The sequence below is a fragment of the Streptomyces sp. NPDC006339 genome, assembly GCF_040612775.1.
Taxonomy (GTDB): domain Bacteria; phylum Actinomycetota; class Actinomycetes; order Streptomycetales; family Streptomycetaceae; genus Streptomyces.
On record NZ_JBEXQW010000019.1, the window covers coordinates 16,032 to 41,977 of the forward strand.

General features: G+C 75.1%; 19 protein-coding genes, 1 pseudogene and 1 riboswitch. Of the genes and pseudogenes, 10 read left to right on the forward strand and 10 right to left on the reverse strand.

The genetic code is table 11. The features are described from left to right. Positions 1 to 196: 196 nt before the first annotated feature. The gene (locus ABZ135_RS17220) at positions 197 to 2,689 is read left to right on the forward strand and encodes a SpoIIE family protein phosphatase (RefSeq protein ID WP_356696471.1); all 2,493 of its coding nucleotides are present in this window, start codon (positions 197 to 199) and stop codon (positions 2,687 to 2,689) included. Between the two features lie 69 nt (positions 2,690 to 2,758). Here the strand turns inward: ABZ135_RS17220 and ABZ135_RS17225 are convergent, their stop codons facing one another. The 5 genes from ABZ135_RS17225 to ABZ135_RS17245 form a co-directional block, all read right to left on the reverse strand. Beyond that, complete coding sequence (locus tag ABZ135_RS17225) at positions 2,759 to 6,046, reverse strand: HAMP domain-containing protein (RefSeq protein WP_356696473.1); 3,288 nt, start codon at positions 6,044 to 6,046, stop codon at positions 2,759 to 2,761. A 98-nt stretch (positions 6,047 to 6,144) separates the two neighbouring features. Then, positions 6,145 to 6,573, reverse strand: coding sequence for an ATP-binding protein (locus ABZ135_RS17230; protein WP_356696475.1), 429 nt, complete (start codon positions 6,571 to 6,573; stop codon positions 6,145 to 6,147). A 28-nt stretch (positions 6,574 to 6,601) separates the two neighbouring features. Next, on the reverse strand, positions 6,602 to 7,162 hold the full coding sequence (locus tag ABZ135_RS17235; RefSeq protein WP_356696477.1) for an ATP-binding protein: 561 nt from the start codon (positions 7,160 to 7,162) through the stop codon (positions 6,602 to 6,604). Then, on the reverse strand, positions 7,159 to 7,671 hold the full coding sequence (locus ABZ135_RS17240) for an STAS domain-containing protein (protein WP_356696479.1): 513 nt from the start codon (positions 7,669 to 7,671) through the stop codon (positions 7,159 to 7,161). Before ABZ135_RS17240 ends, ABZ135_RS17235 begins: the two co-directional genes overlap by 4 nt. Positions 7,672 to 7,711: 40 nt before the next feature. Then, complete coding sequence (locus ABZ135_RS17245; RefSeq protein WP_356696481.1) at positions 7,712 to 8,113, reverse strand: STAS domain-containing protein; 402 nt, start codon at positions 8,111 to 8,113, stop codon at positions 7,712 to 7,714. Between the two features lie 110 nt (positions 8,114 to 8,223). Beyond that, positions 8,224 to 8,422, forward strand: a riboswitch (cobalamin riboswitch). A gap of 38 nt (positions 8,423 to 8,460) precedes the next feature. Between ABZ135_RS17245 and ABZ135_RS17250 the strand changes: the two genes are divergently transcribed. Genes ABZ135_RS17250 through ABZ135_RS17260 form a run of 3 tightly spaced genes read left to right on the forward strand, consistent with a single transcriptional unit; the run spans position 8,461 to position 11,473 of the window. Then, a complete protein-coding gene (locus ABZ135_RS17250) occupies positions 8,461 to 9,534 on the forward strand; it encodes an ABC transporter substrate-binding protein (protein WP_356696483.1) in 1,074 nt (357 codons plus the stop codon). Between the two features lie 53 nt (positions 9,535 to 9,587). Then, positions 9,588 to 10,601, forward strand: a complete 1,014-nt coding sequence (locus tag ABZ135_RS17255; RefSeq protein WP_356696656.1) for an iron chelate uptake ABC transporter family permease subunit — start codon at positions 9,588 to 9,590, stop codon at positions 10,599 to 10,601. Then, a complete protein-coding gene (locus tag ABZ135_RS17260) occupies positions 10,598 to 11,473 on the forward strand; it encodes an ABC transporter ATP-binding protein (RefSeq protein ID WP_356696485.1) in 876 nt (291 codons plus the stop codon). The genes ABZ135_RS17255 and ABZ135_RS17260 overlap by 4 nt, the downstream gene beginning before the upstream one ends. Here the strand turns inward: ABZ135_RS17260 and ABZ135_RS17265 are convergent. Further along, positions 11,470 to 12,513, reverse strand: coding sequence for a questin oxidase family protein (locus ABZ135_RS17265; RefSeq protein WP_356696487.1), 1,044 nt, complete (start codon positions 12,511 to 12,513; stop codon positions 11,470 to 11,472). The genes ABZ135_RS17260 and ABZ135_RS17265 overlap by 4 nt on opposite strands. Before the next feature lie 453 nt (positions 12,514 to 12,966). On the opposite strand from ABZ135_RS17265, the gene ABZ135_RS17270 reads away from it, so the two are divergent. Beyond that, positions 12,967 to 13,689 carry a hypothetical protein gene (locus ABZ135_RS17270; RefSeq protein ID WP_356696489.1) on the forward strand — a complete coding sequence of 241 codons (723 nt, stop codon included), beginning with the start codon at positions 12,967 to 12,969 and terminating at the stop codon, positions 13,687 to 13,689. 108 nt (positions 13,690 to 13,797) lie between these two features. Here ABZ135_RS17270 and ABZ135_RS17275 read toward each other — a convergent pair whose 3' ends face one another. After that, on the reverse strand, positions 13,798 to 14,184 hold the full coding sequence (locus ABZ135_RS17275; protein WP_356696491.1) for a DUF6223 family protein: 387 nt from the start codon (positions 14,182 to 14,184) through the stop codon (positions 13,798 to 13,800). Between the two features lie 486 nt (positions 14,185 to 14,670). Here ABZ135_RS17275 and ABZ135_RS17280 point away from each other — a divergent pair, with 486 nt between their 5' ends. Together ABZ135_RS17280 and ABZ135_RS17285 are read left to right on the forward strand one after the other, a co-directional pair. Beyond that, positions 14,671 to 15,765, forward strand: a complete 1,095-nt coding sequence (locus ABZ135_RS17280; protein ID WP_356696658.1) for a histidine kinase — start codon at positions 14,671 to 14,673, stop codon at positions 15,763 to 15,765. Beyond that, positions 15,762 to 16,436, forward strand: coding sequence for a response regulator transcription factor (locus ABZ135_RS17285; protein WP_356696493.1), 675 nt, complete (start codon positions 15,762 to 15,764; stop codon positions 16,434 to 16,436). The genes ABZ135_RS17280 and ABZ135_RS17285 overlap by 4 nt, the downstream gene beginning before the upstream one ends. A 34-nt stretch (positions 16,437 to 16,470) precedes the next feature. Here the strand turns inward: ABZ135_RS17285 and helR are convergent, their stop codons facing one another. Together helR and ABZ135_RS17295 are read right to left on the reverse strand one after the other, a co-directional pair. Then, complete coding sequence (helR, locus tag ABZ135_RS17290; protein WP_356696495.1) at positions 16,471 to 18,633, reverse strand: RNA polymerase recycling motor ATPase HelR; 2,163 nt, start codon at positions 18,631 to 18,633, stop codon at positions 16,471 to 16,473. 128 nt (positions 18,634 to 18,761) lie between these two features. Further along, the gene (locus tag ABZ135_RS17295; RefSeq protein WP_356696497.1) at positions 18,762 to 18,926 is read right to left on the reverse strand and encodes a hypothetical protein; all 165 of its coding nucleotides are present in this window, start codon (positions 18,924 to 18,926) and stop codon (positions 18,762 to 18,764) included. A 215-nt stretch (positions 18,927 to 19,141) separates the two neighbouring features. Between ABZ135_RS17295 and ABZ135_RS17300 the strand changes: the two genes are divergently transcribed. Then, a complete protein-coding gene (locus ABZ135_RS17300) occupies positions 19,142 to 22,756 on the forward strand; it encodes a hypothetical protein (RefSeq protein ID WP_356696499.1) in 3,615 nt (1,204 codons plus the stop codon). A 7-nt stretch (positions 22,757 to 22,763) separates the two neighbouring features. On the opposite strand, the gene ABZ135_RS17305 is transcribed toward ABZ135_RS17300, so the two are convergent. Then, positions 22,764 to 23,768: an aldo/keto reductase gene (locus tag ABZ135_RS17305; protein ID WP_356696501.1), complete on the reverse strand. Its 1,005-nt coding sequence runs from the start codon at positions 23,766 to 23,768 to the stop codon at positions 22,764 to 22,766. Positions 23,769 to 24,074: 306 nt separating this feature from the next. Here ABZ135_RS17305 and ABZ135_RS17310 point away from each other — a divergent pair, with 306 nt between their 5' ends. Continuing rightward, complete coding sequence (locus tag ABZ135_RS17310; RefSeq protein WP_356696503.1) at positions 24,075 to 24,866, forward strand: DUF4239 domain-containing protein; 792 nt, start codon at positions 24,075 to 24,077, stop codon at positions 24,864 to 24,866. Between the two features lie 88 nt (positions 24,867 to 24,954). Then, a pseudogene (locus ABZ135_RS17315) lies at positions 24,955 to 25,905 on the forward strand (nucleoside hydrolase). Positions 25,906 to 25,946: the final 41 nt, after the last annotated feature.

Consider the following 25,946-nt stretch of genomic DNA (forward strand, 5'->3'; position numbering starts at 1 on the left):
GGCCGTCCGGCGCGGCCTGCACGGCTCCCGCCCACCCGGGGGCCTGTCGGGCGGGAGCCGTCGGTTGTCCCGACCCGTCCGTCCCCGCCGCGCCGGGCGCCGGCGGGCGCGGTTCACCCCCGTCCTCCGTCCGGCCGCCCGAAGGGTGGCGCGGGTAGACTCCGAAGAGGCACGAGCGCGTGTTCCGGAGGTCGTCTTGACCCGTTCCGCAGGGCCCGCGGGGACGCCCGCGGAGTCGTCCGGCGAGGCGTCCGCGGCGACGTCGGCCGCCTGGGCGGAGTCCGCGTTCGCGGGACTGGCCGCCGAGAACCGGCGGCTGCGCGCCGAGCTCGTCCGCCGCCATCTGCTGGACCTCGCCATCGGCGTCCTCGCCGTCCAGCTCGGCGTCTCCACCGCCGACGCCGCCGAGCACCTCGCCGCTCTGGCCCGGGCGACCGGCCTGTCCGCCGAAGACCTCGCCGCCGACGTCCTCAACGCGTCGGCCGCTCCCAAGGACCCCCTGGGCTCCCCGGGCGACTGGCTCACCGGCGCGCCGGCCGGCTCCGCGACGCTCCTCGGGCCGGAGGCCCTCCACCCGGACGACCTGCCGCCCGTGCTGGGCCGCCGCCTGCGCCGTACGGCCGCCGCGGCCGAGATCGCGGACGGTGTGACCGAGGGCGTCCGCACGCTCCTGGAGGGCGGCCTCGTTCCGCTCGGAGCGGAGAGCCTCTGGCTGTGGCGCCGCGCCGAGGCCGGCTGTCTGCGGCTCGCCGGACAGGCCGGCGTCGGGGCGACGGAGGCGGTGGCCTGGTGGTCGATCCCGCCCGCGGCCCCGGAACCGATCCGCGCCGCCCTCGCCGGGAACGTCCCCGTGTGGCTGGAGAACGGCCCCGGCGACGCCGGCCCGCTGCCCGGGGCCGGGCCGGACGCGGCCAGGGCGGTGCTGCCGCTGCGACGGCGCGGGGCCACGGTCGGCCTCGCCCTGGTCGGCTGGCCCGGCCCCGCGGAGCTCACCCCCTCCGTACGGCGGGCCGTCACCGGTCTGATGGACGTGGCCGTCGCCGTTCTCGACCGCCCCGACGCCGAGGAACCCGGCGCCCCGGTCCTCGTGGACGTCCTCGACGCACTCGTCCACCCCGGCGCCCTGCTCCGCACGAACCCCACCACCGGCGCCCCCGTCGTGGACCACGTCAACGAGGCCGCCGCAGTGGCCCTCGGCGGCGCCCTCCCCGCCGACGACCGCTCCCTGCACCGCGCCTTCCCGCACGCCCACGAGGAGCTCGCCCGCCTGGTGCGGCGCGCCCGCCACACCCACCGCCCCCAGCACGCCGCCCGGCTGCCGGCCGGCCGCCCCGCCGGCGCGCCGGGCCCCCTCCTCGACGTGCGCGTGCTGCCGGCCGGGGCGAACCGGTCCGTCGTCCTGTGGCACACCGTCGGCGACCCCGGCGTCGCCGCCGGCCGGGCCGTCGCCCGGCTGCAGAGCGTCGCCACCTTCCAGGACAGCCTGACCGGCGGCGACACGGTGTGGTCGGAGCAGGCGTACGCGATGTTCGGCATGTCCCGGCACGAGGCGCCGCTGCCGCTGCTCGCGCTGCGCGGCAGGGTCCACCGGGAGGACGGCGAGGCCCTGACCGGACTGCTCAGGACGCTGATGGAGCGCCGTTCGGGGGCGCAGGCGGTGCTGCGGATCGTGCTTCTCGACGGCTCCGTGCGCCATGTGCGGGTGGCGGCCGAACCGCTACTCGAAGGGGACACGGTCACCGGCTTCGTCGGCGTGTACCAGGACGTGTCGGCGACCCGGCGCACCGAACTCGCCCTCACGGCCACCTTCGACCACCTCACCGCCGTCCGCGACCAGGCCGAACTGCGCCACCAGCTCGCCCTCCAGCTCCAGCAGGCGATCGTGCCCGAGGTGACCGCGCTGCGCGAACTGCCCGGCGACCTGGCCGTCGCCGCCCGCTACCGGCCGGCCGCCAAGGAGTACCAGGTCGGCGGCGACTGGTACGACGTGCTGCCGCTGCCCAGCGGCAAGGTCCTGGTGGCCGTCGGCGACATCGCGGGGCACGGCATCGACACCGTCACCGGCATGGTCGCCCTGCGCAACGCCCAGCGGGCCCTGGCCTTCACCGGCCGCCCGCCCCGGCAACTGATGAGCTGGCTCAACGAGGTCACCCTGCGGACCGGCGGCGGCGCGACCGCCACGGCCGTGTGCGCGCTGTACGACCCCGAGGACGGCGGCCTCGTCTGGTCCAGCGCCGGACACCTGCCGCTCCTGCTGATCCGCGACGGCCGGGCCCGGCTGCTCGAACCGCCGCACGACATCCTGCTCGGGGCGGTGCCCTCGTACGCGTACACGGAGCGGCGCACCGTGCTCCGGCCGGGCGACACGCTGCTCCTGTACACCGACGGCCTGGTGGAGCGGCGCCACGACGGCCTGGGCCCCGGGCTCGCCCGGCTCGTCGCGACGGCCGGGCGGCTGGCGGGCCGGGAGAGCCCGGAGCTGCTCGTGGACGGGCTGCTGGGCGCGGCGCTGGGGGACACGGACGACGACACGAGCATCGTCGCCGTGCGGGTCAGGCGCCCCGGCGAGGCCGAGGCCGAAGCGGAGGCGGAGGCGTACGCCGAGGCCGAGTCCGGGGCCCGGGCCGGCAGCCGTACCGGCGGGGTCGGGGGGGTCGGGGGCGTCGGCGGCGCCGCTCGGGCCGGGTGACCTCCGTGCGGCTCGGGCCGGGTCACGTCCCTGCGGCTCGGGCCGGGTGACATCCCTGCGAGGAGAGGGTCAACCTCCCAGTCGGCGCCGGATCTTGACCATGAGCTCGGTCTCGTCGACCGGCTTGGCGAGGTAGTCGTCGGCGCCCGCCGCGAGGGCCCGGGCCCGGTCGTCCGGCATCGCCTTCGCGGTGACGGCGATGATCGGCAGGCCCTCGCGGCCCGGGAGCCGCCGGATCTCCTCGATGGTCCGGTAGCCGTCCATGCCGGCCATCATGATGTCCATGAGGACGAGCCGGACCTCCTCGTGGCCCGCGAGCATCCCGATGGCCGGGCGGCCCCCGTCGGCGGTCAGGACCCGCAGCCCGTGGGTCTCCAGGACCTCGGTGAGGGCGAAGACGTTCCGGACGTCGTCGTCGACGACCAGGACGGTGTCGCCGGGACGCTCGGGCGCCTCCTCCGGTGCCGCCGCCCCTGCCCTGTCCCGTCCCGAGCTCCCGCCCGTGCTCCCGCCCGTGTCCCGTCCGGGGGGCGTACGGGCGGCGCCGGAGGCGCCGGCCGGAGCGGCGCCCGGTTCCGGGGCCGGTGCGGGGGACGCCGGTTGCCCGGCGACGGGCGCCGTGGCCGCGCCGGGCTCGTGCGGCACCGGCCGTTCGGGCAGGTGGAAGGTGAAGCGGCTGCCCCGCCCCGGCGTGCTCTCCACCTCGATGGTGCCGTCCAGGAGCGTGGCCACCTCCCGGCTGATGGACAGGCCGAGGCCCGTACCGCCGTACTGGCGCGCCGTGGTGCCGTCGCCCTGCTGGAACGCCTCGAAGATGTTGCGGAGCCGGTCGGCGGGGATGCCGACGCCGGTGTCGGCGACCCGGAAGGCGAGCACCGGCCGTCCGTCGCGCAGCACGGCGGGGATCTCGTCCGGCGGCGTGTGCTCGACCGTGAGCTCGACCCGGCCCACCTCGGTGAACTTCATCGCGTTGGACAGCAGATTGCGCAGCACCTGCCGCAGCCGTCCCTCGTCCGTGGTCAGGTACGCCGGCACGTCCGGCGCCACGGACACCGTGAACTCGAGGCCCTTCTCGTCCGCGATCGGGCCGAAGGTCGCCTCCAGCGACTCCATGAGCTTGGACAGGGCGAACGGCTCGCGCCGCACCTCCATCTTGCCCGCCTCCACCTTGGACAGGTCGAGGATGTCGTTGATCAACTGGAGCAGGTCGGAACCGGCCGAGTGGATCACCTCGGCGTAGTCGATCTGCTTCTCCGTCAGATTGCCCTCGGGGTTCTGGGCGAGAAGACGGGCCAGGATCAGCAGGCTGTTGAGCGGGGTCCGCAGCTCGTGGCTCATGTTGGCGAGGAACTCGGACTTGTACATGGAGGTGCGCGACAATTGCTGGGCGCGGGTCTCCAGTTCCTGACGCGCCTGCTCGATGACCCGGTTCTTCGACTCGATGTCCTTGTTGCGCTCGGCGAGCAGGGCGGCCTGCTCCTGGAGTTCGGCGTTGGAGCGCTGGAGTTCACGCTGGCGGGCCTGCAACTCCTGGGTGCGGGAGCGCAGTTCGTCGGCGAGGTTACGGGACTGGGCGAGCAGCTCGTCGGTGCGGAGGTTCGCCACCAGGGAGCTGAGGACCGCGCCCGCGCTCACCACGAAACGGTCCAGGAAGTCGCGCTGGAGCGCCCCGAACGGCTGGAGCGAGGCCAGTTCGACGGCGCCGAGCACCTGGTCCTCGACCACGATCGGCAGCACGACGAGGGCGGCGGGCTCCGCGCTGCCGACGGCCGAGGAGACGGTGGCGTACCCCTGGGGCACCGGATCGACGAGCAGGGTCCGCCGGTCCCGGGCCGCCTGCCCGACCAGCCCCTCGCCGAAGCGGAACCGGCGCGGCGGAATCCCTGGGCCGACGGGCAGCCCGTACGAGGCGGCCATCACCAGGGTCGGACCCGCCCACTCCTCCTCGGCCCACTCCTCCCCGGCCGAGTCCTCTCCCGCCGTGTCCTCTCCCGCCGTGTCCCCGCCCGCCGGGTCCTCTCCGGCCTTCCGCCGCCCGGGCTCGCGCTCGGGGTCGCGCGCCGCTTCGCCGCCTTCCGCGACGAGGAAGAAGGCGCCGTACTGCGCCGAGACCATTGGCGGCACCTCCGCCATGATCAGTTCGGCGATCTCGGGCAGCCGGCGGGTGCCCTGGAGCAGCGCGGTGATCCGGGCCAGGTTCGTCTGCAGCCAGTCCTGTTCCTCGTTGGCGCGGGTGGTGGCCCGCAGCGACTCGACCATCGAGTTGATGTTGTCGCGCAGTTCACCGACCTCGCCGGGCGCCTCGACGGTGATGGAACGGGTCAGGTCGCCCTCGGCGACCGCGCTGGTGACCTCGGCGATCGCCCGGACCTGCCGGGTGAGGTTCCCGGCGAGCTCGTTGACGTTCTCGGTGAGCCTCGCCCAGGTGCCCGAGACGCCCTCGACCTCCGCCTGGCCGCCGAGTTTCCCCTCCGTGCCCACCTCGCGGGCCACCCGGGTCACCTCGGCCGCGAACGACGAGAGCTGGTCGACCATGGTGTTGATGGTGGTCTTGAGCTCCAGGATCTCGCCCCGGGCCGCCACGTCGATCCGGCTGGTCAGATCGCCCTGGGCGACCGAGGTGGTGACCTGGGCGATGTTGCGCACCTGGTTGGTCAGGTTGTCGGCCATCGAGTTGACGTTGTCGGTGAGGTCCTTCCAGGTGCCGGAGACCCCGCCCACCCTGGCCTGGCCGCCGAGCAGTCCCTCCGTACCGACCTCGCGGGCCACCCGCGTCACCTCCTCGGCGAAGGAGGAGAGCCGGTCGACCATGGTGTTGATGGTCTCCTTCAGTTCCAGGATCTCGCCGCGCGCGTCCACCCGGATCTTCTGCGTGAGGTCGCCGCGGGCCACGGCGGTCGCGACCTGCGCGATGGAGCGCACCTGCGAGGTCAGGTTGTCGGCCATCGTGTTCACGCCGGTGGTGAGCTCGCGCCACGCGCCGCGCGCCAGGGGCTCGCGCACCCGGCCGCCGAGGAGCCCCTGACCGCCCACCTCACCGGCGACGCGGGTCACCTCGGAGGTCAGCAGGGAGAGCCGGTCGACCATGTCGTTGTAGACGGTCGCGATCTCGCCCAGGACGCCGTCGGAACCCTCGGCGAGCCGGACGGACAGATCCCCGTCCCGTACGGCCGTGAGCCCGGCGAGCAGCCTGCGCAGGGCGTCCTCGCCGGCCGGGGAACCGGCGCCGTCGCCGCCCCACCCGCCCCCCGCGCCGCCCCCGGGGCCTCCGGGACCGCCGGGGGTGTGGTTGCCGTGCCGACCGCCGTCGCCGCTGTGGCCGCGGCTGCCGCGGGGTGCTGGTCTGCGCTGTGCCATGGAGGACCTCGTCCGCAGGTGGGCGCCCTACCCGTCCACTCTAGGTCCGCCCCGGGACGGGGTCCTCCGGAGCGGTCCGGCACCGCCGTCCGCCGCCGCTAGCGCAGCACGTCCACCTCGAACCACACCGTCTTGCCGCCCCGGTCCCGGGACACCGAGCCCCAGTGCGCCGCGAGCCGCTGGAGCAGGTACAGCCCGTGCCCCGAGGGGCGGCCGGCGCGGTGCGGGCCGTGCGGGGCGGGCGGCCGTGGGCTGCTGTCGCCGACCTGCACCCACAGGGCCCGTCCCCGGCCCTCCAGGCACAGCTCGTACGGCGCCGTGCCGTGCTTCCGCGCGTTGGTGACCACCTCGGACACCAGGAGCAGAACGTCCTCGACGGGCTCGCGTCCGCGCGCGCCCGCGTCACCGAACCACGCGGCCAGCGCCCGCTGGGTGAGGTCGCGGCACTGCGCGACCAGGCCGGGCCCCTCGGCCAGCTCGTACCGCAGCGACCGGCGGGTGGAGGTGGTCTCCTCTCCCCTGACCATGGGCTGCGGATTACCCCTGTCGGCCGGGTCAAACGCCCGGCGGCTCGTCCCGCAGCCACGGCGGCCGCGAGGGCAGCGCCACCTCCAGCCACACCACCTTGCCGGGGGCGCCGTCGTCCTTCGCCGCGGAGCCCCAGGCCCCGGCCAGCCGGTCGAGCACCATCAGCCCGTGGCCGCCGGGCAGCGCGGGGGAGCGCGGGACGCCGGGGCGCGGCGGGGCCGGGTTCGTGTCGTACACCTCCACCCGGAGGTGACCCTCGGAATGGCGCAGGACCAGTTGCTCCGGCCCGTCGGCGTGCAGACAGGCGTTGGTGACCACCTCGGACACCATCAGCAGGACGTCCTCCGCCCGTTCCCGGTCCTCCGGTGTCGTGCCGGGCAACCACCCCCAGTCGGTGAGGGCCGCCGCGGTGAAGTCCCGGCAACGGGTCACCGCCCCGCCGGCTCCGCGCAGCAGAAGCCGCCGCACCTGCCCCTGGGCGAGGTTCCCGGTCCTTTCGAGACCTCCGGCGTGCCCCGTCCTGCCCGTGCTGCCGGTGTTCCCGGTGTTGCCGGTGTTCCCGGTCCCCGCGGTGTCCCCGCGCCTCATGATCCCTCCGCCGCTGGTGAGCCGTCCGTCGACGCGTGGTCCGGCGCCGCGCTGCCTGTCGACGTGTGCCCCGTCGACAGGGTGTTGATCGAAGCGTCGCCCGCCGCCGCGCCGCCCGTCGGTGTGCTGTCCGCCGTCGGTGCGTCCGCGAGGGCGGCGGCCGTGTTCTCGTACACCCGGAAGACCGACCGCGCACCCGTGATCTCGAACATCCGGTCCACCGGCGCCCGCAACCCGGCGAGGTCGAGCCGGCCGCCGCTCTCCATCAGCCGCAGCCGGGCCCTGAGCAGCACGTTCAGTCCGGTCGAGTCGCAGAAACGCAGGCCCGAGCAGTCGACGACGACGCGCCCGGCCCGGGCGAGCCGCACCAGCGCCTCCTTGAGAGGGGCCGCCGTGTCGTGGTCGAGTTCGCCGGTCACGGTCAGGACGACCGTGCCGGGTTTTCGTCCCTCCAGGACGTGGACGCCGAGCCGCCCCGCGAAGTCCTCCGCCGCCTCCGTGGCTCCCATGCGGTCACAGCTCCCTTCCGTCCTCGGCGTAGCACCATGATCAGCGGAGGCGCAGGTCGGCGCGATCCTTGACGATGGTGAAGAGGCGCAGCGTCCCGGTCAACGCGAACAACTGGCGCAGTTGCCGGGGCAACGGCCCGGCGAGCACGAAGCGGTGACCGGCGAAGTGCGCGGCCACCAGCTCGTGCAGGAACGAGGAGTCCCCGAAGCAGACCTGCGAGACGTCGAGGACGACCAGCCGCGACTCGTCGAGCCGGGCGTCGGCCAGCGCGTCGTGCAGGCAGCCCGCCGTCTCGACGTCGAACTCCCCGGTCGCCGACAGGACGACCGTGCCCGGTGCGGGCGACGGCTCACGCACCACCCACGCCGTACCCGACGGAGCGCGGTACGTCCGGGGTCCCGGGGCCGCGTCCGGGGGTGGCACGAACTGCGCGTGGACCATCACCACACCTCCGCCCAGCACGTGCCCCGATCCGCGTCCCCTATGCGCGGACGCACCCGGAAGGGGGCCCGGGACCGGGGCGCCGCGCCCCGGGTCGTGATCTTGGGCTGTGGTAGCTTGCGGTGGCCAGTCGAACTCCCGTGCGTGACGCACGGTGGTCAGGGAATCCGGTGCGAATCCGGAACTGACGCGCAGCGGTGAGGGGGACGGGCGGGGCACGACGCCACTGGGCCGGGACGACCGGGCCGGGAAGGCGCCCCGACCGAGCGATCCCGAGTCCGAAGACCTGCTGGCGGACCGTACGGACCGGGCCTCGCGCACAGGGCCCTCGACGACCAGGATGAGCCGTGCCCCCTTCCCGTCCCGCAGGCCCCGCACGTCCCGGAGGCCGCGTCCGCCCCGCCGCCCTGCTCCTCTGCGGGGCCCTGCTCCTCACCGCCTGCCAAGGCGCCCCCACGCAGAACGGGGGCGCGGGCGCGGGCGCGTCCGCCGACGGGAAGAGCCGCTCCCTGAAGAACTGCGGCCGGACGGTGGAGGTGCCGCCCGGCGGGCCGCGGCGGGCCGTCTCCCTCAACCAGGGCACCACCGAGATCATGCTGGCCCTCGGCCTCGCCGACCGCATGGTGGGCACCGCCACCTGGACCGACCCGGTGATGAAGGGGCTCGAGAAGTCCGCCGCCGCCGTGCCCCGCCTCGCCGAGAACAACCCGTCCTTCGAGAAGGTCCTCGACACCGAACCCGACTTCGTGGCCGCCTCCTTCGCCTCCACCCTCGGCACGGGAGGCGTCGCCACCCGCGACCAGTTCGAGCGGCTCGGCGTCCCCACGTACCTCTCCCCGTCCGACTGCCTCGGCAAGGACAACTCCGGTGGCGGCGACGGCAGGCGCACCACCCCGCTCACCATGGAGACCGTCTACGGAGAGGTCCGCGACCTCGCCCGGCTGTTCGGCGTCGAGGAACGCGGCGAGCGGCTCGTCGCCGAACTCGAGGCGCGGGTCGCGAAGGCCACCGCGGGCCTCCGCGTCGCCGACGTCAGCGTCCTCTACTGGTTCTCCGACGCCCACGCCCCCTACATGGCGGGCTGTTGCGGGGCGCCCGGCGTCATCGCCCGCGCGACCGGCACGAAGAACGTCTTCGACGACACCACCGAGGAATGGCCCCAGATCGGCTGGGAGACCGTCGCCGACCGGAACCCCGACCTCCTCGTGATCGGCGACCTCACCCGCACGGCACAGTCCGGCGAGAGCGCCGCCAAGAAGATCGCGTTCCTGGAGTCCGACCCCGTCACGAAGACGATGGACGCCGTACGGAACAAGAGGTACGTGCTCCTCAGCGGCCAGGCCATGAACCCCACCATCCGTACGGTCGAGGGCATCGAACAGGTCGCCGCCGCCCTGCGCGCCCCCGGCGTCGCCCGGTGACCGGCACTCTCCCGCGCGGCACTCTCCCTGGCGGCACCCTCTCGCGCGGCACCCTGCGGGGCACGCTCCTGCGCGGCGCCGTCGGCTGCGCCGTGCTGCTGTTCTCCCTCGCGGTCGCCGTCACCATCGGCCCGGCCGACATCGGCGTCACCGACGTCTGGTCCGCCGTCTCCGCCCACCTCGGCGGCAGGCCCTCCGGCCTCAGCCCCATCCGGGACGGCATCGTCTGGAACCTGCGGCTGCCGCGTACCCTGCTCGCCGCCGTGTGCGGGGCCGGACTCGCGCTCTGCGGGGCGGTGATGCAGTCACTGCTGCGCAATCCGCTCGCCGACCCCTTCGTCCTCGGCGTCTCCTCCGGCGCCTCGACCGGCGCCGTCGTGGTCGTCGTCCTCGGCGTCGGCGGCGGAGCCCTCTCCGTCTCCGCGGGGGCCTTCGCCGGCGCGGTCTGCTCGTTCGCCGCGATGCTGCTGCTCAGCCATGTCCTCGGCGGCACGACCGACCGGGTCGTCCTGTCCGGCGTCGCCGCCATGCAGCTCTTCTCCGCGCTCACCTCCTTCGTCGTCGTCACCTCCGCCGACGCCGAGACGACCCGCGGCGTCCTCTTCTGGCTGCTCGGCTCGCTCAGCGGCGCCGGCTGGACCGACGTCTGGCTGTGCCTCGCCGTCCTCGCGCTCACCCTGGCCGTCTGCCTCGCCCACGCCCGTACCCTCGACGCCTTCGCGTTCGGCCAGGACGCCGCCGCCACCCTCGGCGTACGCGTCGCGCGCACCCGGCTCGTGCTGCTGACCGCGACCGCCCTGCTCACCGCGGCCCTCGTCAGCTCCGCCGGTGCCATCGGCTTCGTCGGCCTCGTCCTCCCGCACGCCGCCCGCGCCCTGGTCGGCTCCGGCCACGGCCGGGTGCTGCCGGCCGCGGCACTCGGCGGCGCGGTCTTCCTCGTCTGGGTCGACACCCTCGCCCGTACGGTCCTCGAACCCCAGGAGGTACCGGTCGGCGTGGTCACCTCCCTCGTCGGCGTCCCCGCCTTCGTCCTCGTCCTGTACCGGAGCAGGAGCGCGCACCGATGACCGCCCACGCCCACGACGAGCCCCGGACCCGGACCCGGCCCCCGAACGAGGCCCCGAACACGGCCCGGACCCTGCACGCGGAACGCGTCGCCCGCACCACCGGCGGCCGGCTGATCCTGGACGGCGTCACCGTCACGCCCACGCCCGGCGGCGTCACCGGACTCCTCGGCCCCAACGGCTCCGGCAAGTCCACCCTGCTGCGGATCCTCAGCGGAGTCCTCGCCCCCACCGCCGGCGTCGTCACCCTCGACGGCCGGCCCCTGCCGGAGCTGCGCCGCCGCGACGTGGCCCGCCGGGTCGCGGTCGTCGAGCAACAGGCCGACACCCTCGTCGAGTTGACCGTCGCCGAGGTCGTACGCCTCGGCCGCGTCCCGCACCGCCGCGCCTGGTCCGCCCCGACGGCCGCCGACGAACGGGCGGTACGGGACGCCCTGCGCCGCACCGCCCTGGAGGACCGGGCCGCGCAGCCCTGGCACACCCTGTCCGGCGGCGAACGCCAACGCGTCCAGATCGCCCGCGCCCTCGCCCAGGAGCCCCGCGAACTGCTGCTCGACGAACCCACCAACCACCTCGACATCCAGCACCAGTTGGATCTGCTCGACCTGGTCACCGGCCTCGACGTCACCACGATCGTCGCCCTTCACGACCTCAACCTGGCCGCCGCCTACTGCGACCGGCTCGTGGTCCTCTCCGCCGGCCGCGTGATCGCCGCCGGCACCCCGCGCGAGGTCCTCACGGCCGAACGCGTCGCCGACGTCTACGGCGTGCGCGTCGAGGTCACCCACCCCGGCCCGGACGGCCGCCCGCACCTCCGCGTCCTCGGCTCCCTCAGTTCCCTCGGCTCTCTCGGCAGGGCGGCCGGGGGAGCCTAGTCCGGCCGGGCGCTCAGTTCGATCGCGCGCAGGGCGGCGGACAGGGCGCGTTCGTCGCCCACGTCCAGGGCGGTGTCGGTCAGTTTGATGACGTGTTCGTCGCCGTGGGCCAGGGCGCGGGCGAAGACCTCCTCGGCGGTGAGGGAGCCCGGCGGGGTGGGGGCGACCGCCGTCGCCGGGGCGTACATCGCGGTGACCGCGGCCGACGCGGTCCACGCGGCCCGCAGGCTGGGGACCCACAGGGCGCGGGGAAGGGCCGGGAGGGTCCGCAGGACGGCGTTGGGGGCCGTGGCCGCGTGGACCAGCATGGTCTCCTCGCCGTGGCCGTGGGTGGCGTAGCGGTGGGTGGCCGCCCGGACGAGTTCGGTCAGGCGCCGGTGCGCCGTGTCCGGGTCGTCGACCGAGGCCGCCCACACCGGCAGCCCCGTCACCCGGCCCAGCCGGGCGGGGAAGCCGCCGTCCTGCCCGGCGATCGGCGGGACCGCGTCGAGGGCGTCGGCCGCGCTGTCGGCGCCGGGCAGCGGGGCGAGGCCGGTCACCGGACGGTGGCGGGCGGCCCAGTAGCCCAGACCGTGGGCCAGCTCCGTCAGGCGCGGCGCGGTGAGCTCGCCGGCCAGCAGGGTGCGCACCGCGTGCCCCACCCGGATCACCGGATGCGTCGAACCCCCGTACATCCCGGGCAGCAGCCGCGGCCACCACTCCGCCAGCACGTCCCGCCACGGCCGCTCGGCCAGCTCCCGCTCGAAGTGGGCGATCCAGTCGGCCGCCCGGCGCGGATCGCCCAGCGCAGCGCGCCAGTCGGCGGCCGTGACCGGTGCGACACCGGCCGGGAACTCCTCCAGCTTCGGCGCGTACCGGTCGAGCCAGCGGTGCACGGCACGCGCCTGCCCGTGCGCGGCGAGGGCCTCGACGGCCATCGGCGCGTGATTGGTGAGCCGCCCCAGTCGCTCGGGCCCGGAGGCGTGCAGCCGCTGCAGGGCCTCGTCGAGCGTGCCGGTGGTGTCCGTGCCGGGGTGTGTGCGGGTGCCGGTGGTCTCCATGGGACCGACGGTAGGCGGCGCCACGGGCCCGCCGTAACCGGCGGAAGCCCTAGGCCGGATCCGTACCGGGCCCTAGGTCTTCCGCCGGGCCGCGGCGCCCGGCCCCAACGGCGGTGGCCGAAGAACTCGACTTCGGCGACGGCCAGATGAGGGCCCCGCGCCGTCCCGTAGGCGGTCTCCGGCGTGATGCGGACCCGGATCACCCGCGAGCCCCGCAGGTCGAAGGTCTGCTGGCCCGGCTGGTCCTTGAGGCTGATCCGGCGGGTCGACGCGCCGCCGTCCGCCGAGACGATCTCCACGAGGACACGGGCCGGCCGGGCCTGGGTCAGGAACGCGTCCTTCTTCGCCGAGGCGCCCGCGAACACCACCCCACCAGCTTCGTCACCCGCACGCCCGGCGCCTCGACCCCCAGCCGCTGCGCCGCCCGGCAGCGGCCCGTGCGAGGATGCCGCTGTGCTGGAGGAGACCGAGCGGGCTCAGATCGAGGCAGTGGACTGGAGCTCCCTGCCGGGCCATCCCGACCGGTACGAACCGGATCGTGCAGCCCGTGGTCTGCGTGCCCTTGCCGAGGCGGCGACCCCGGTGCAGGCGGCGGAGGCGGGATCGCAGCTCGGCGGCGGTGGCATCGTGCATGCTCACAGCGCCGCGGTGTTCCCCGCGGCCGTGACGGCGGCCCCGCTGCTCCTGGACATCGTTCGGCGAGGGCACCCGGCGGCGAAGGCGACCGCGCTGGAACTGCTCGATCAGGCGATGTCGTACCACCCGCATGCCGGATACACGCGGGTGGCGACGCCTGGCGGCATCGCGGCGCCCCTCTGCTGCGCCATCGCCCATCAGGTGCGAGCTCGCACCGCTTCCCTTGTCGAACTGGGTGAGAAAGGCGGGTCGTTGCTGGACGCCGCAGCCGCGCACTGGCGCTTCGAGATCCGCGAGTGCGCCGCCGACGGCAGCGACACGGCCGTGTACGGCCGCTTGTCGGGCCGTCTCCCCGACGGCGTGCGGGCGGCGGAGATGCATGTCACCGATGACATCACCGTGCTGGACGAGCTCACCCTCGAGTACCCGCCCGCAGAAGGCTCTCTCGAAGCCTGCCTCCGGGTGTTCGCCCGGCATCCGGACGAACTGCCGCCCGGTGCGGTGCTGTTGCCGGCGGAGTGCGGGCATCGGGTGCACTGAACGCCCGCGTCATGTCGGCGACCCTCCGATGCCGGCCCCGGTTCCACGCGGGCGGGGACTCTTCCAGGATGGACCGCCCCTTCGCGCAAGGACGGACGGGCGGTCGGATCAGGCCGTGCGGGACAGGGGCGAGCGGGACAGCGCCAGGCCGCCGAGGGCCAGGCCGGCGAGTCCCAGCAGCGCCGCGACGACACCGCCGCCCAGGCCGTTGCCGGTGCCGAGGCCGCCCTCGGCGGTGAGGACGACCACCGCGCCGACGACGATGCCGATCGGACTCGCCACGAGCGCGACCAGAGCCCGGGCCCGCGCGTTCCCGGAGCGGAGGCGGCCGGTGGCGCGGGCCAGGGCGAGCGCGCCGGCGACGAGGCCGACCAGGGCGACGACGGCCGAGGCGGAGGCGGCGACCCGCCCGGTGGAGACGGTGAGGACGTCGGCGGCGAGCAGGTGCGCCGAGGGGCCCGCGTGCACCGGGGCGAGAACGGACGGGAGAGACATGACGGTGCTCCTTCTCCGGAAGGGTCGGCTGCGTGCCGCTGTCCGCGGCGTGACGTCCCCGAGCATGTCCGCCGGCCCGGCCCCCGGTCGTCCGCCGGCCGCGGACACTTCTCGCTACCGCGCCCGTGGCAGCGCCCGGTGGCCTACCGCGTCCGTGGTAGTCGGCCCTCGTCCGCGCAGCCGACTCGCCCGGGTACGGCCCCCGGTTAGGGTGCGCGCATGCGTACGGATGAGCCACGGGACCGGTCACCGGACCGCCCGAAGGACCGCTCCGATGACCGCCCGGCGGACCGGGACGACGACGGCCCGGCGGATGGTCCGGCGGACGGCCCGACGGGTCGTTCCCTCAGGCGCTCGGCGGCCGGGGCCACGGTCCGCCCCGCCCACCGCCCCACCGCCCGCCCGCGTTTCCGCTCCCACGCCCTCGCCCTCGCCCTCGACTGGGCCATCGCCGTCGGCGTCGCGGCCGCGCTGCTGGTGACCGGGATGTCCGGGCAGCGTGCGGCCGGCACGGCCGCGGGCCTCGCCACGCTCGGCTACGGGCTGCTCGCGGCCGGCGGCCTCGCGCTCGTCGCGCGGCGGCGCGCCCCGCTGGCCGTCCTCGCCGTCACCGGGCTCTGCGGCGCCGGGTACCAGGCGGTGGGTTTCGACGTGCCCGCCGTGGCCTACCTGTTCGCGGTGTACGCCGCCGTACGGGCCGGCCACCGCACCGTCACGATCGTCGCGAGCGTCGCCATGCTGGCCGCTCTTCCGCTCGCCGCCCTCGCGTCCGGCCGGCACGACACCGGTGCGGCGTTCGCGCAGGCCCGGGGCGCGCTCGAGATCGCCTGGCTGGTCGCGGCCGGCGCGGCGGGGGAGGCCCTGCGGCAGGCCGAGCGGCGGGCGGACGAGGCCGAACGCACCCGGGAGGAGACGGCCCGGCGCCGTGCCGACGAGGAGCGGCTGCACATCGCGCGCGAGCTGCACGACGCGCTCACCCACCAGATCTCCGTCATCACGGTGCAGGCCGAGGTCGCCGTCCACGTGGCCCGGCGGCGCGGCGAGGAGGTGCCGGAGGCCCTGCTGGCGATCCGGACGGCGGGCCGCGAGGCGAGCCGCGAGCTGCGCGCGACCCTGGAGGCGCTGCGCGACGACGACACGGCACCGCCGCGCGGTCTCGACGACGTGCCCGAACTGGTCGCGCGGGCCCGGGGGATGGGCCTGGACGCCACCCTGACGATCGAGGGACCCCGGCAGGACGTGCCGGCCGCGGTCGACCGTACCGTCTACCGGATCGTGCAGGAGGCGCTCACCAACGTCGCCCGCCACGCCGGCGCCACCACCGCCACGGTCCGTATCGCCTGCCGCCCGGACGCCGTGACGGTCCGCGTCGACGACGACGGCGGGAAGACGCCGCCGGGCGCCGCCCCAGCCCCCGTGCCCGCCCCCGCCCTCATGCCCGCCCCCGCCCCCGTGTCCGGCCTCGGGCTGCTCGGCATGCGCGAACGCGTCACCGCCCTCGGCGGCCGGGTGCGCGCCGAACCGCGCCACGGGGGCGGCTTCACCGTCCAGGCCGAACTCCCCGTGGAGCAGACCCCGTGATCCGTGTCCTCCTGGTCGACGACCAGCCCCTCATCCGCAGCGGATTCCGCGCGCTCCTCGACCTCGAGGACGACATCGAAGTGGTGGCCGAGGCCGCCGACGGCCAGGAGGGCCTGGTCCTGGCCGCCCGGCACCTTCCCGACGTCGCGCTCGTCGACATCCGGATGCCGCTCGTCGACGGCATCGAGGCGACCCGGCGCATCGCGGCCGACCCGGCGCTCGCCGGGGTGCACGTCGTCATCCTCACCAACTACGGCTTCGACGAGTACGTCTTCGAGGCGCTGCGCGCCGGAGCGGCCGGTTTCCTCGTCAAGGACATCGTGCCGGAGGACTTCCTGCACGCGGTCCGCGTCGCGGCGCGCGGCGACGCCCTCCTCGCCCCCTCGATCACCCGCAAGCTGATCCACCGTTACGTCGCCCAGCCGCCCGCCACCGGCTTCGGCCCGGCGCGGGGGCTCGACGAACTGACCCACCGCGAACGGGAGGCGGTCGCCTTGGTCGCGCAGGGCCTGTCCAACGACGAGATCGCGGCCCGCATGGTGATCAGCCCGACGACGGCCAAGACACACGTCAACCGCGCCATGACCAAGCTCCACGCCCGCGACCGCGCCCAACTCGTCGTCCTCGCCTACGAGTCGGGCCTGGTCACCCCGGCCACCGGGCCGAGGTGACCGCGCCGCCGGCGCCGGGACGGCCGAGGAGCGTTCAGGAGCTCCGGAGCACGACGAGCTGCCGCGTCGCCCGGGTCATGGCGACGTAGCGGTCCACGGCTCCCTCGACCCCCTCGCCGAAGTTCTCCGGGTCGACGAGGACGACCAGGTCGAACTCCAGGCCCTTCGAGAGCTCCGGCGTCAGCGACCGCACGCGCGAGGTGCCCCTGAAGGCGGGGTCGCCGATGACGCAGGCGATGCCCTCGGCCTGCCCGGCGTGCTCGGCGAGCCAGGCGTCGAGGATCTCGTCCCGCTCCGCGGCCGCGCCGTACGTGACGGGAATGCCGCTGCTGCGTACGGACGTCGGCACGTTGGCGTCCGGCAGCGCGGCCCGGATGGCCGGCTCGGCCTCGGCCATGACCTCTTCCGGCGTACGGTAGTTGATGCTCAGGGAGGCCACCTCGATCCGGTCGATCCCGACCCGCTCGAGCCGCTCCCGCCACGACTCCGTGAAGCCGTGCCGGGCCTGGGCGCGGTCCCCGACGATGGTGAAGCTGCGGGACGGGCAGCGCAGCAGCAGCATCTGCCACTCGGCGTCGGTGAGTTCCTGCGCCTCGTCGACGACGATGTGCGCGAACGGACCGGCCAGCAGATCGGCTTCGACGCCGGGCAGCGCGCCCTCGTCGACCAGCTTTTCCTGAAGGTCCCGGCCGTGCAGCATCGTGACCGCGCCGTCGCCGTCGTGGTCGGCCGCGAGGACGTCGGCGATGACGTCGGCCATGCGGGCGCGCTCGGCGGCGACGGCGGCGTCGCGCCGCCGCTTGCGCCGCGAGGCCGCCGGGTCCCCGAGCCGCTGCCGCGCCGCGTCGAGGAGCGGCAGGTCGGACACGGTCCAGGCGTGGGCGTCCGCCCGCTGCAGCCTGCGGACCTGGTCCGGGCCGAGCCAGGGAGCGCACAGCCGCAGATACGCGGGCACCGACCAGAGGTCTCCGACGAGGTCGGTCGGCTCGATCAGCGGCCAGGCGCGGTTCAGGGCCTCGGTGAGTTGCCTGTCCCGCAGCAGCGTCTGCCGGAACTGCTCCTCCGGGACGTCCTCGTCGAAGGCGCCGTCCAGCCGGTCGAGGAGGATGGAGCCCAGCTCCTCCCGGATCCGGTCGCGCGCCTCGTTGTGCGGGATGCCCTCCACCGCCTCGAACGCCTCCGCCCAGTCGTCGGCGCCGATCCGGACCTCCGTCCACGGGGTCGAGACCTTCAGGGTCTCGGTGGGCGGCTCCTCGTAGAAGCGGACGGCCATCTCGATCGTCCTGACCATGTCCGCGGTGGACTTCAGACGGGCCGCCTCCGGGTCCGTCTCGACCCCGGCCGTCGCGCCCTCCGGTACGAGGTCCCGCACGGTGCAGGTCTGCACGCCCTCCTCGCCGAGGCTGGGGAGCACGTCGGAGACGTACGCCAGGTACGGCTGGTGCGGGCCGACGAAGAGCACGCCGCCCCGGCGGTGCCCGAGCCGCGGGTCGGAGTAGAGCAGGTGGGCGGTGCGGTGCAGGGCCACGACGGTCTTGCCGGTGCCCGGGCCGCCGTCGACGACGAGGGCGCCGCGGGACCCGGCGCGGATGATCGCGTCCTGGTCGGCCTGGATGGTGGAGAGCACGTCCCGCATCCGGGCCGAGCGGTTGCCGCCCAGGCTCGCGATGAAGGCGGACTGGTCGTCGAGGGCCGCGTGCCCTTCGAGGCCCTCGGCGGTGAACACCTCGTCCCAGTAGTCGGCGATCCGGCCGTCGGTCCAGCGGTACCGGCGGCGGCTCGCCAGACCCATCGGGTCGGCGTGGGTCGCCGCGAAGAAGGGCTCGGCGGCGGGGGAGCGCCAGTCGATCAGCAGCCGGCGCCCCTCGCCGTCGGTGAGGCCGAGCCGGCCGATGTAGAGCGGCTCGGAGCCGTCCGCGCGGACGACGCGGCCCAGGCACAGGTCGAGCCCGAAGCGGTGCAGGGTGCGCAGGCGCCCGGTCAGCCGGTGGATCTCGGCGTCCCGGTCCATCGCCTCGCGGCCGATGCCGCCCGGCGCCTTGCGCAGGACGTCGAGGCGCTCGGACAGATCGGTGATCGACTCCCGGAGGCTCTGCGCGACGGCCGCGAAGTGCTGCTCGTCGGCCGAGATCAGGGCCGGGTCCGCCTTGGCGGAGAGGTGGTCGGACAGGGCGAAAGCGCTGGAGGTGAGATTCATAGATGAGCGATTGTGAGCCACGACGGGGGCCTTGCCGCAAGTCCCCCGGTGCGCTATAAGTTAAGAGTGGCGAGGAGAGGGTGTACCCCCCTCGCCTTCGTCGTTCCCGCGCGATCGGCGGGACACCGCTAGCAACGGGGCGGGATCCACCATCCCACCAGCGTGATCAGCAGCGGGCCCACGGCATCCGCCAGGCCGAGTACGGCCCGCCGCCCTGCCTCCCCGCGCAGGGCCGGGGGCCGCTCTCCCCGTTCCGTACGGTCCTCTTCCGGCTGGTCCTCGTCGCGACGCATGCGCACCCTCTCCGTTCCCCTCGTGGTTCCCCTTGTGCGGTGGTGGCCTCAGCCTCGGGCCGCGCGCCGCCGCCGGCCGGGAGAGCCGGGCGGACCGGGCGGGCGGCGCACTATCCTGCTGGTCAGGGCGCCGGGGACCGGCGCCCGGAGTGCCCGCTCCGGAGTGCCCGCTCCGGGGGGAACGGGCACGGGGGAGGGCGGGGGAGGCCGGCACGATGGGTGCGGCGCGGCAGCGGCTCTGGGAGTGCCTGCGCGGACTGCGCGAGGCGGCGGAGTCCGCGCGGAGGGCGCGGGGACGGCCCGACTCCCAGGACGCGGTGGAACGCGCGCTGAGGGTGCCCGGCTTCTCCGGGAAGCGGATCAGCGACTGGGCGCCCGACACACCGTCCGCGCTGGCGATCCCGCAGGCCCGCAGCGACGACCGGGTCGTCGCGCTCGCCGCCCTCTGGGCCGGCTGGGCGGGGGAGCCCCTGTCCACGCGGCACCTGCGCGATCTGCTGGAACGGGCCCGGGACGAGCAGCGGCGGGAGCGGCAGCAGCGGGAGGAGGCGGCGGGCGGCCCGGCGTCCGCCGGGCAGGCCGGCCGGACGACCGTGGGCGAGCACACCGCCCGGGAACTGGAGGTGAGCGAGGCACCCCCGCCCAGTGCTACGCCCTCGTACGAGCCTTCCGCCCCCGGCGCTGCCCCCTCGTACGGCCCTTCCGCCCCCGGCGCTCACCCGGCGTACGGCCCCGGTGCCGCCGTGCCCGCCTCCCTCACGCCGTATCTCGTCCGCGCCCACGACCACGCCCTGCGTGCCTACCTCACGACCGCCGTGAGCGGCGGCGCGGCCGGGGGCGGGTCGTCCGTGCTCGCGGTGCTGACCGGCGACTCGTCCACCGGCAAGACCCGCGCGATGTACGAGGCGGTCCGTGCGGTGGCACCGGAGCGGAGGCTGCTGCGACCGCCGTCCGCCCGCGCCCTGCTCGGCCTGCTCGCCGGGAACGAGCTCGGGGAGGGGTGCGTGCTGTGGCTGAACGAGCTCCAGCGGATCCTGCTCGACCGCGAAGGGGACGAGGCCGCCGCCGAGTTGACCACCGTCCTCGGGCAGCGGCCCGGGATCCTCGCCGTCGCCAGTCTGTGGGAGGACCCGTACTGGCGGGACTTCACCGCGCAAGGGCTGCCCGGCGACCCCGCCCGGCACACCCGGCTCCTGCTGACCGGCGCCCACGCCCGGCGCTTCCGGGTGCCGCACCGGCTGACTCCCGAGGACCACGCCCGCTGGCAGGAGCTCGCCCGCGCAAGCGAGGACCCCCGCCTCGCGGCGGCCGGGCGCGCGGGCGCGGTGGACGGGCAGGTCGTCCAGCACCTCAGCGGCGGGCCCGAGCTGCTCGACGCCTATCTCAGCGGCCCCGGCGCGCACTTCACGTCACGCGAACACGCCCTGGTCACCGCCGCCCTCGACGCCCGCCGCCTCGGCCACCAGGAGCCCCTGCCGCAGCGGCTCCTCGCGACGGCCGCCGACGGTGCCCTGGCCCCGTACGAACGGGCCGACCGCGCCGACTGGGCCGCGACCGACCTGGCGGCCCTGACGAGCGGCAGGCGTACGGACGGCTCCCGCGCGGACATCCGGCACACCCTCACCCCGCTCGCGGCGGTGCGCGCGTCCGCCGGGGCACCTCCCCGCTACGAGCCTTCGGACTATCTGCTCCAGCACGCCGCGCGCCCCGACGGCGACCGCGAGGGCCCGGCGAGCCTGTGGACGGCGCTGGTCCGGCACACGCGGGGCGCCGAGGACGTGCACCGGCTCCAGTCCGCCGCCTGGAAGCGCGGACTGTTCCGGCACGCGCTGAGCCTCGACTGGCGTGCCGCGCTCCTGGGCAGCGGCGACGCCTGCGTACGGATCGTCGAGCGCACGGCGCGGCATCCCGACGCGGCCCGGGCCGCGGACTGGGCCGTGACCCACATGGACCTGGCCGACGAGGCCGCCGTGGCCCGGCTCTTCGAGGCGCTGCGGGCGTCCGGAGCGCGGGACGCCGTCGACGCGCTGGCCCGGCGGCTCGCCGCGCGGGTCGACCCGGCCGACGTGCCGGCCGTCGCCGCGTTCGTGTCCCTCCTGGCGGAGCGAGGCGTCTCGGACGGTGTCGCCGCCTCCCTGACCGAGTCCCTCATGGAGGCGCTCGCCGACGCCCTCGCCGTCTCCCTTACGGACGGACTCGCCCGGACCGATCCCCACGTCCTCGGCGCGGCGCTCTCGCGTCTGGCGGCGAGGGTCCCGCGCCCGGTGTTCCGGGCGACCGCGCGGTACGTCGCCGCCCACGCCGACCTCACGGACGCCTACCGGGCCGTCCCGCTCATGGCGGCGCTCGCCTCCGCCGATGTGCCCGACGCCACGGCGGACCTCGTCGCCCGCGTCGTGGCCGGGGCATCCGACCTGGACCCGGACGAACTCCCCGTCCTCATGGAGCGGTTGTGGAAGGACGGCGCCGAGGAGGCCGTGCGCGCCCTCATCGTCCTCGACCCCGCCGCGCGCATCGGGCTCGTCCACGCCGACGTCGTCCTGAGCCTGCTGCGGGTGCTCCGCCTGGCCGGTGACGACGACGGCGTACGGACCCTGCTCGACCGCTCACCCGCCCGGCACGTCGACGTGCCCGGCGACCCGGACTTCTACGAACTCGACTCCCTGCTCTGCGAACTGCTGACGGAGCTTCACACCCTCGGGGCCGCCGAGGAGTTCGGGATCCTCGCCGACCGCCTCGCGACGGGGATGCACAACGACACGCCGATCGTGGTCGCGACGCTCCTCGACCTGCTCCACTCCGCCGGCCGGACGGAGAACGCGCGGCAGCTCCTGGCCCGCACGCCGATGGCCGAGATGGACTACTACGACCCGGCGGAACTCGCCCTCCTCCTGCGGACGCTGCTCAGGACCGGTGCGACGGCCGCGTACGACGCCCTGGCGGCGGCCGTCGTCTCCGACGTGGACATCACCGACCCGGACGTCGTCGGCGAGATCGTCCAGGTGCTGTGGGAGACGGGCGGGCAACGGGGCATCGCCCCACTGCTGGCACGGGCGACGGCCCACCGCCCGGCCGAGTACGTGATCTTCGTCGTCGACCACCTGGCCGAGGCCGGCGCGCACGACGCGGCCGCCCGGCTGGCCACCCACATCGCCCGGCACGTGACCGACCCGGGCCTGGACCTCGTGGTTTACCTGCTCTGGTCCATGAAGGCGGCCGGCGCGTCCGAGGCACTGGCCCTCCTGCTCGACCGGGGGCTCGTGGACCGGCTGGACCCGGCCACCGGCGACGCGGACCGGCATGCGGTGTGCAGCCTCCTCGACACCCTGTGCACGGCGGGACCGGCCGCGGCCGCGGCCGCACGGGCCTTCGCCGACCGCGCCGCCGCCGGTATCGCCCTCACCGACACCTACGGCATCGCGGAGCTGCTTGACACCATGACCGAGCACGGTCTGTCCGCCCCGCGCGCCACCCTGATCCGGCGCGCCGCCGCCGGCGCGTCGCTCACCGGCCGCAGCGGTGTCGCCCGGCTGATCGAGGCCCTCCTCGCGGCGGGCGCCGGCGACGCCGTGGAGCAGCTCCTGCGCCGCGACCCACTGGCGCGGATCGACCGGGGCGGCAGCGCGGACGCCGACGACGAGCCGCTCCTGACCGCCCTGCGCAAGGCCGGGTCGCCGCAGGCCGACGCGTTCGCCCGCTGGGCCCGGGCCGCCGGGCGGCTGCCCGTCGACCCGTATCTGCCCTACGGCCTGGACCCGGGCGGCCGCCCCGCCGTGCCCTGGCCGTGGGTGCCGGACGAGGAGTCGACGGCTGCCGCCGTGACCTACTGACGTTCCGTCATGCCCCGGCCGCGTCCAGGCGGTTCAGCAGGTCGGGGGAGAGGGCGAGGCCGAGGGCGGGCAGGGACGCCTCGTACTGCTCCAGGGTGCGCGGGCCGATCAGCGGAATGGCCCGGGGCGAGGTCTGGTGCAGCAGCCAGGCCAGCACGAGCTGGTTCGGCGTCACCCCGAGCTCGGCCGCCGTCTCGCCGAGCACGCTCAGCCGGGCGTCGGCGTCGGGCCCCGCGTACCGCTCCATCATCCAGTGGCCCCGGCGCTTCGCCGCGTCGTCGTAGATGCCCCGCAGGATCGGGGAGTAGGCGACGAGGCTCAGGTCGTCGTGGGCGCGCAGGTAGTCGAGCTGCTCGTGGTCCACGACCGACGCCGCGTCGAGGCCCGTGCGGGGCCGCAGATAGGAGTGCTGCTGCTGGAGGGCGACGGGCGTCGGCCAGCCGTACCGCTCGCACAGCGCGCGGATCCGCTCCATGCGCCAGGTGCGGACGTTGGACCAGCCGATGTACCGGGCCTTCCCCGACCGCACGATCCCGGCCAGTGCCTCCAGCGTCTCCTCCAGCGGGGTCTCCCGGTCGTCCACGTGGATGTAGAAGAGGTCCACGTGGTCGGTGCCGAGCCGCCGCAGACTGTCGTCGATCGAGGTGCGCAGCGTCTTCGCCCCGGCCCCGTCGAACCGCACCCGGCTCCAGTCGGCCCCGCCCCCGTCGAGGCGCGCCTCGTCCGCGTTCACGACGAGACCGGCCGCCTTGGTGGCCAGGAACACCCGGTCCCGCCGCCTTCCCCGGGCCATCCACCGCCCGAGCAGCGCCTCGCTCTCACCGCCGTCGCTCCCCGGCCGCTCCCACCAGCAGTAGCAGTTGGCGGTGTCCAGGAACGTTCCGCCCGCCTCGACGAACCGGTCGAGCATCGCGACCGACGTCTCCTCGTCCGTGGTCGTCCCCATCAGCATGCAGCCGAGCCCCACCTGGCTCACCCGCTGTCCGGTGCGGCCCAGTTCGACCTGCTTCACGTCCGTCCCCCTCGCGCTCGATCGTCGTCTCCGTCGGCCTCGAAGTGCCGACCGCCCCGCACGCTAGGCGTTGGAGCGCACACGAAGGCAAGACGTGCCCCCCGGCGTATCCCGGTCGTGTCCGGAACACCCCTCACTCGATGGAGTGGATCCGAAGCGCCGACGCGCGGCCCCCGCCCGGCGCGAGCCGCCCCCGCACACCCGCCCCCCGCGCCCCTGGACCCGTCCCCGCGCCCCCGTGCGTGCCCCCGCGCCGCCGCGAGCGACGGAATCCGCGCGCACGCCCCCTGCCTAGACTCCCCGCACATGTCGCTCTGGCTGCTCAACCACTTCAGCACCCTCACCCTCGCCGTGCTCACCGTCGGCGGCACCGTCGCCCTCGCCGTGACCGGCAGTCTGCTGCTGCGCCGCAGACACCCGTCCCTGGCGGAAGGGGAGCACAACGACATGGTCGGGGTGACGCTGGGCATGTTCGGCGCGATCTACGGGATCATCCTCGCGTTCGTCATCGTCACCCTCTGGACGCAGTTGGAGAACACCCAGACCATCGTGGCGACCGAGGCCACCGACATGGCGCTCATCGCCCGTGACGCCGCCGCCTTCCCGCCCCCGGTCCGCGCCCGCCTCGACGCCGCCCTGAGCGACTACGTCCACGCGGTCGTCGAGGACCAGTGGCCGAAGATGCGCGCCGGACAGCCGAGCCACGGCGCGACCGCCGAGAAGTTCCAGTCCGTCTACGACGTGCTGCAGGCGTACGAGCCGAGGACCGCCCGCGAGGAGGTCTTCTACGAGCAGGCCGTCGGCCACCTCGACGACGTCGCCTCCCAGCGCCGCGCCCGGCTGACCATGGCCGAGCAGGAACTGCCCCCGCTGCTCCAGGCCCTGGCCTTCGGCGGGGCGCTCGTCCTCATCCCGCTCACCTTCCTGTACGGCATGCGCAAGCTGCCCGTCCAGCTCCTCTTCGTCGCCTCGGTCGCCGCCCTCATCGGCTTCAGCCTCCTCTTGGTCTTCGTCCTCGACCGCCCCTTCGCCGGCGAACTGAGCGTGAGCCCCGCCCCGTACCGGGAAGGGGCGCTGGAGCGCTACTGGGCCCCCTGAGCGCGGCGCCCCGCCGAGGCGGAAGGACCGCGCGGCGCGGAGTCGCGGCCTGCTTCGGCCCGCGGCCCTGGTGTGGGACGGTGACACCATGCCGGTCCCTGTGATCCTCGACTGCGACCCCGGTCACGACGACGCCTTCACCATCCTGCTGGCCGCCGCCCACCCCGCGGTCGAGCTGCTCGCGATCACCACCGTCGCGGGCAACCAGACGGTGGAGTAGACCACCCTGAACGCGCGCCGGGTGTGCGCGGTGGCCGGGATCCGGGGCGTACCGATCGCGGCGGGCCGGGACCGTCCGCTGCACGGGCCGCGCCGGATCGCGGAGAACATCCACGGCGGCTCCGGCCTGGACGGGCCCGGATTCGGCGAGGGCGAGCCGGACGTCCCGCAGGACCCGCGCGACGCGCTCACCCTCCTGCGCGACACCGTCCTGTCGTACCCGGCACCGGTCACGCTCGTCCCGACCGGGCCGCTCACCAACATCGCGGCCTTCCTGCTCGCCCACCCCGGACTCGCCCCGCGGATCGAGCGGATCGTGCTCATGGGCGGCTCGGCGGGGCGCGGCAACACCACGCCCGCGGCCGAGTTCAACATCCTCTGCGACCCGGAGGCCGCGGACATCGTCTTCGGCAGCGGGCTGCCGGTGACCATGTTCGGCCTCAACGCCACCCACCAGGTCCGGGCCACGCCCGAGGTCGTCGCCCGGATCGCCGCGCTCGGCACGCCGCTGAGCCGGCTCTGCGTCGATCTGCTCACCTACTTCGCCTCGACCTACCGCGAGGTGTACGGCTTCGACGCGCCGCCGCTGCACGACCCGCTCACCGTCGCCCACCTGATCAACCCGTCGCTGGTCAGCCTGGTGCGGGCGGCGGTGCGGGTGGAGCTGCGCGGCACGTACACCCGGGGCGCGACGGTGGTGGACCTGGACGGTGTGACGGGCCTGCCCGCCGAGACCGAGGTCGGCATGGAGGTCGACACGGACGCGTTCTGGGACCTGATCGTGGAGGCGGTACGGGTCCTGGGCGGCGCTCCCGGCTAGTTCCGGGCGGTCGGGGCGGTCGGGGTGGCCGCGGTGGGTCC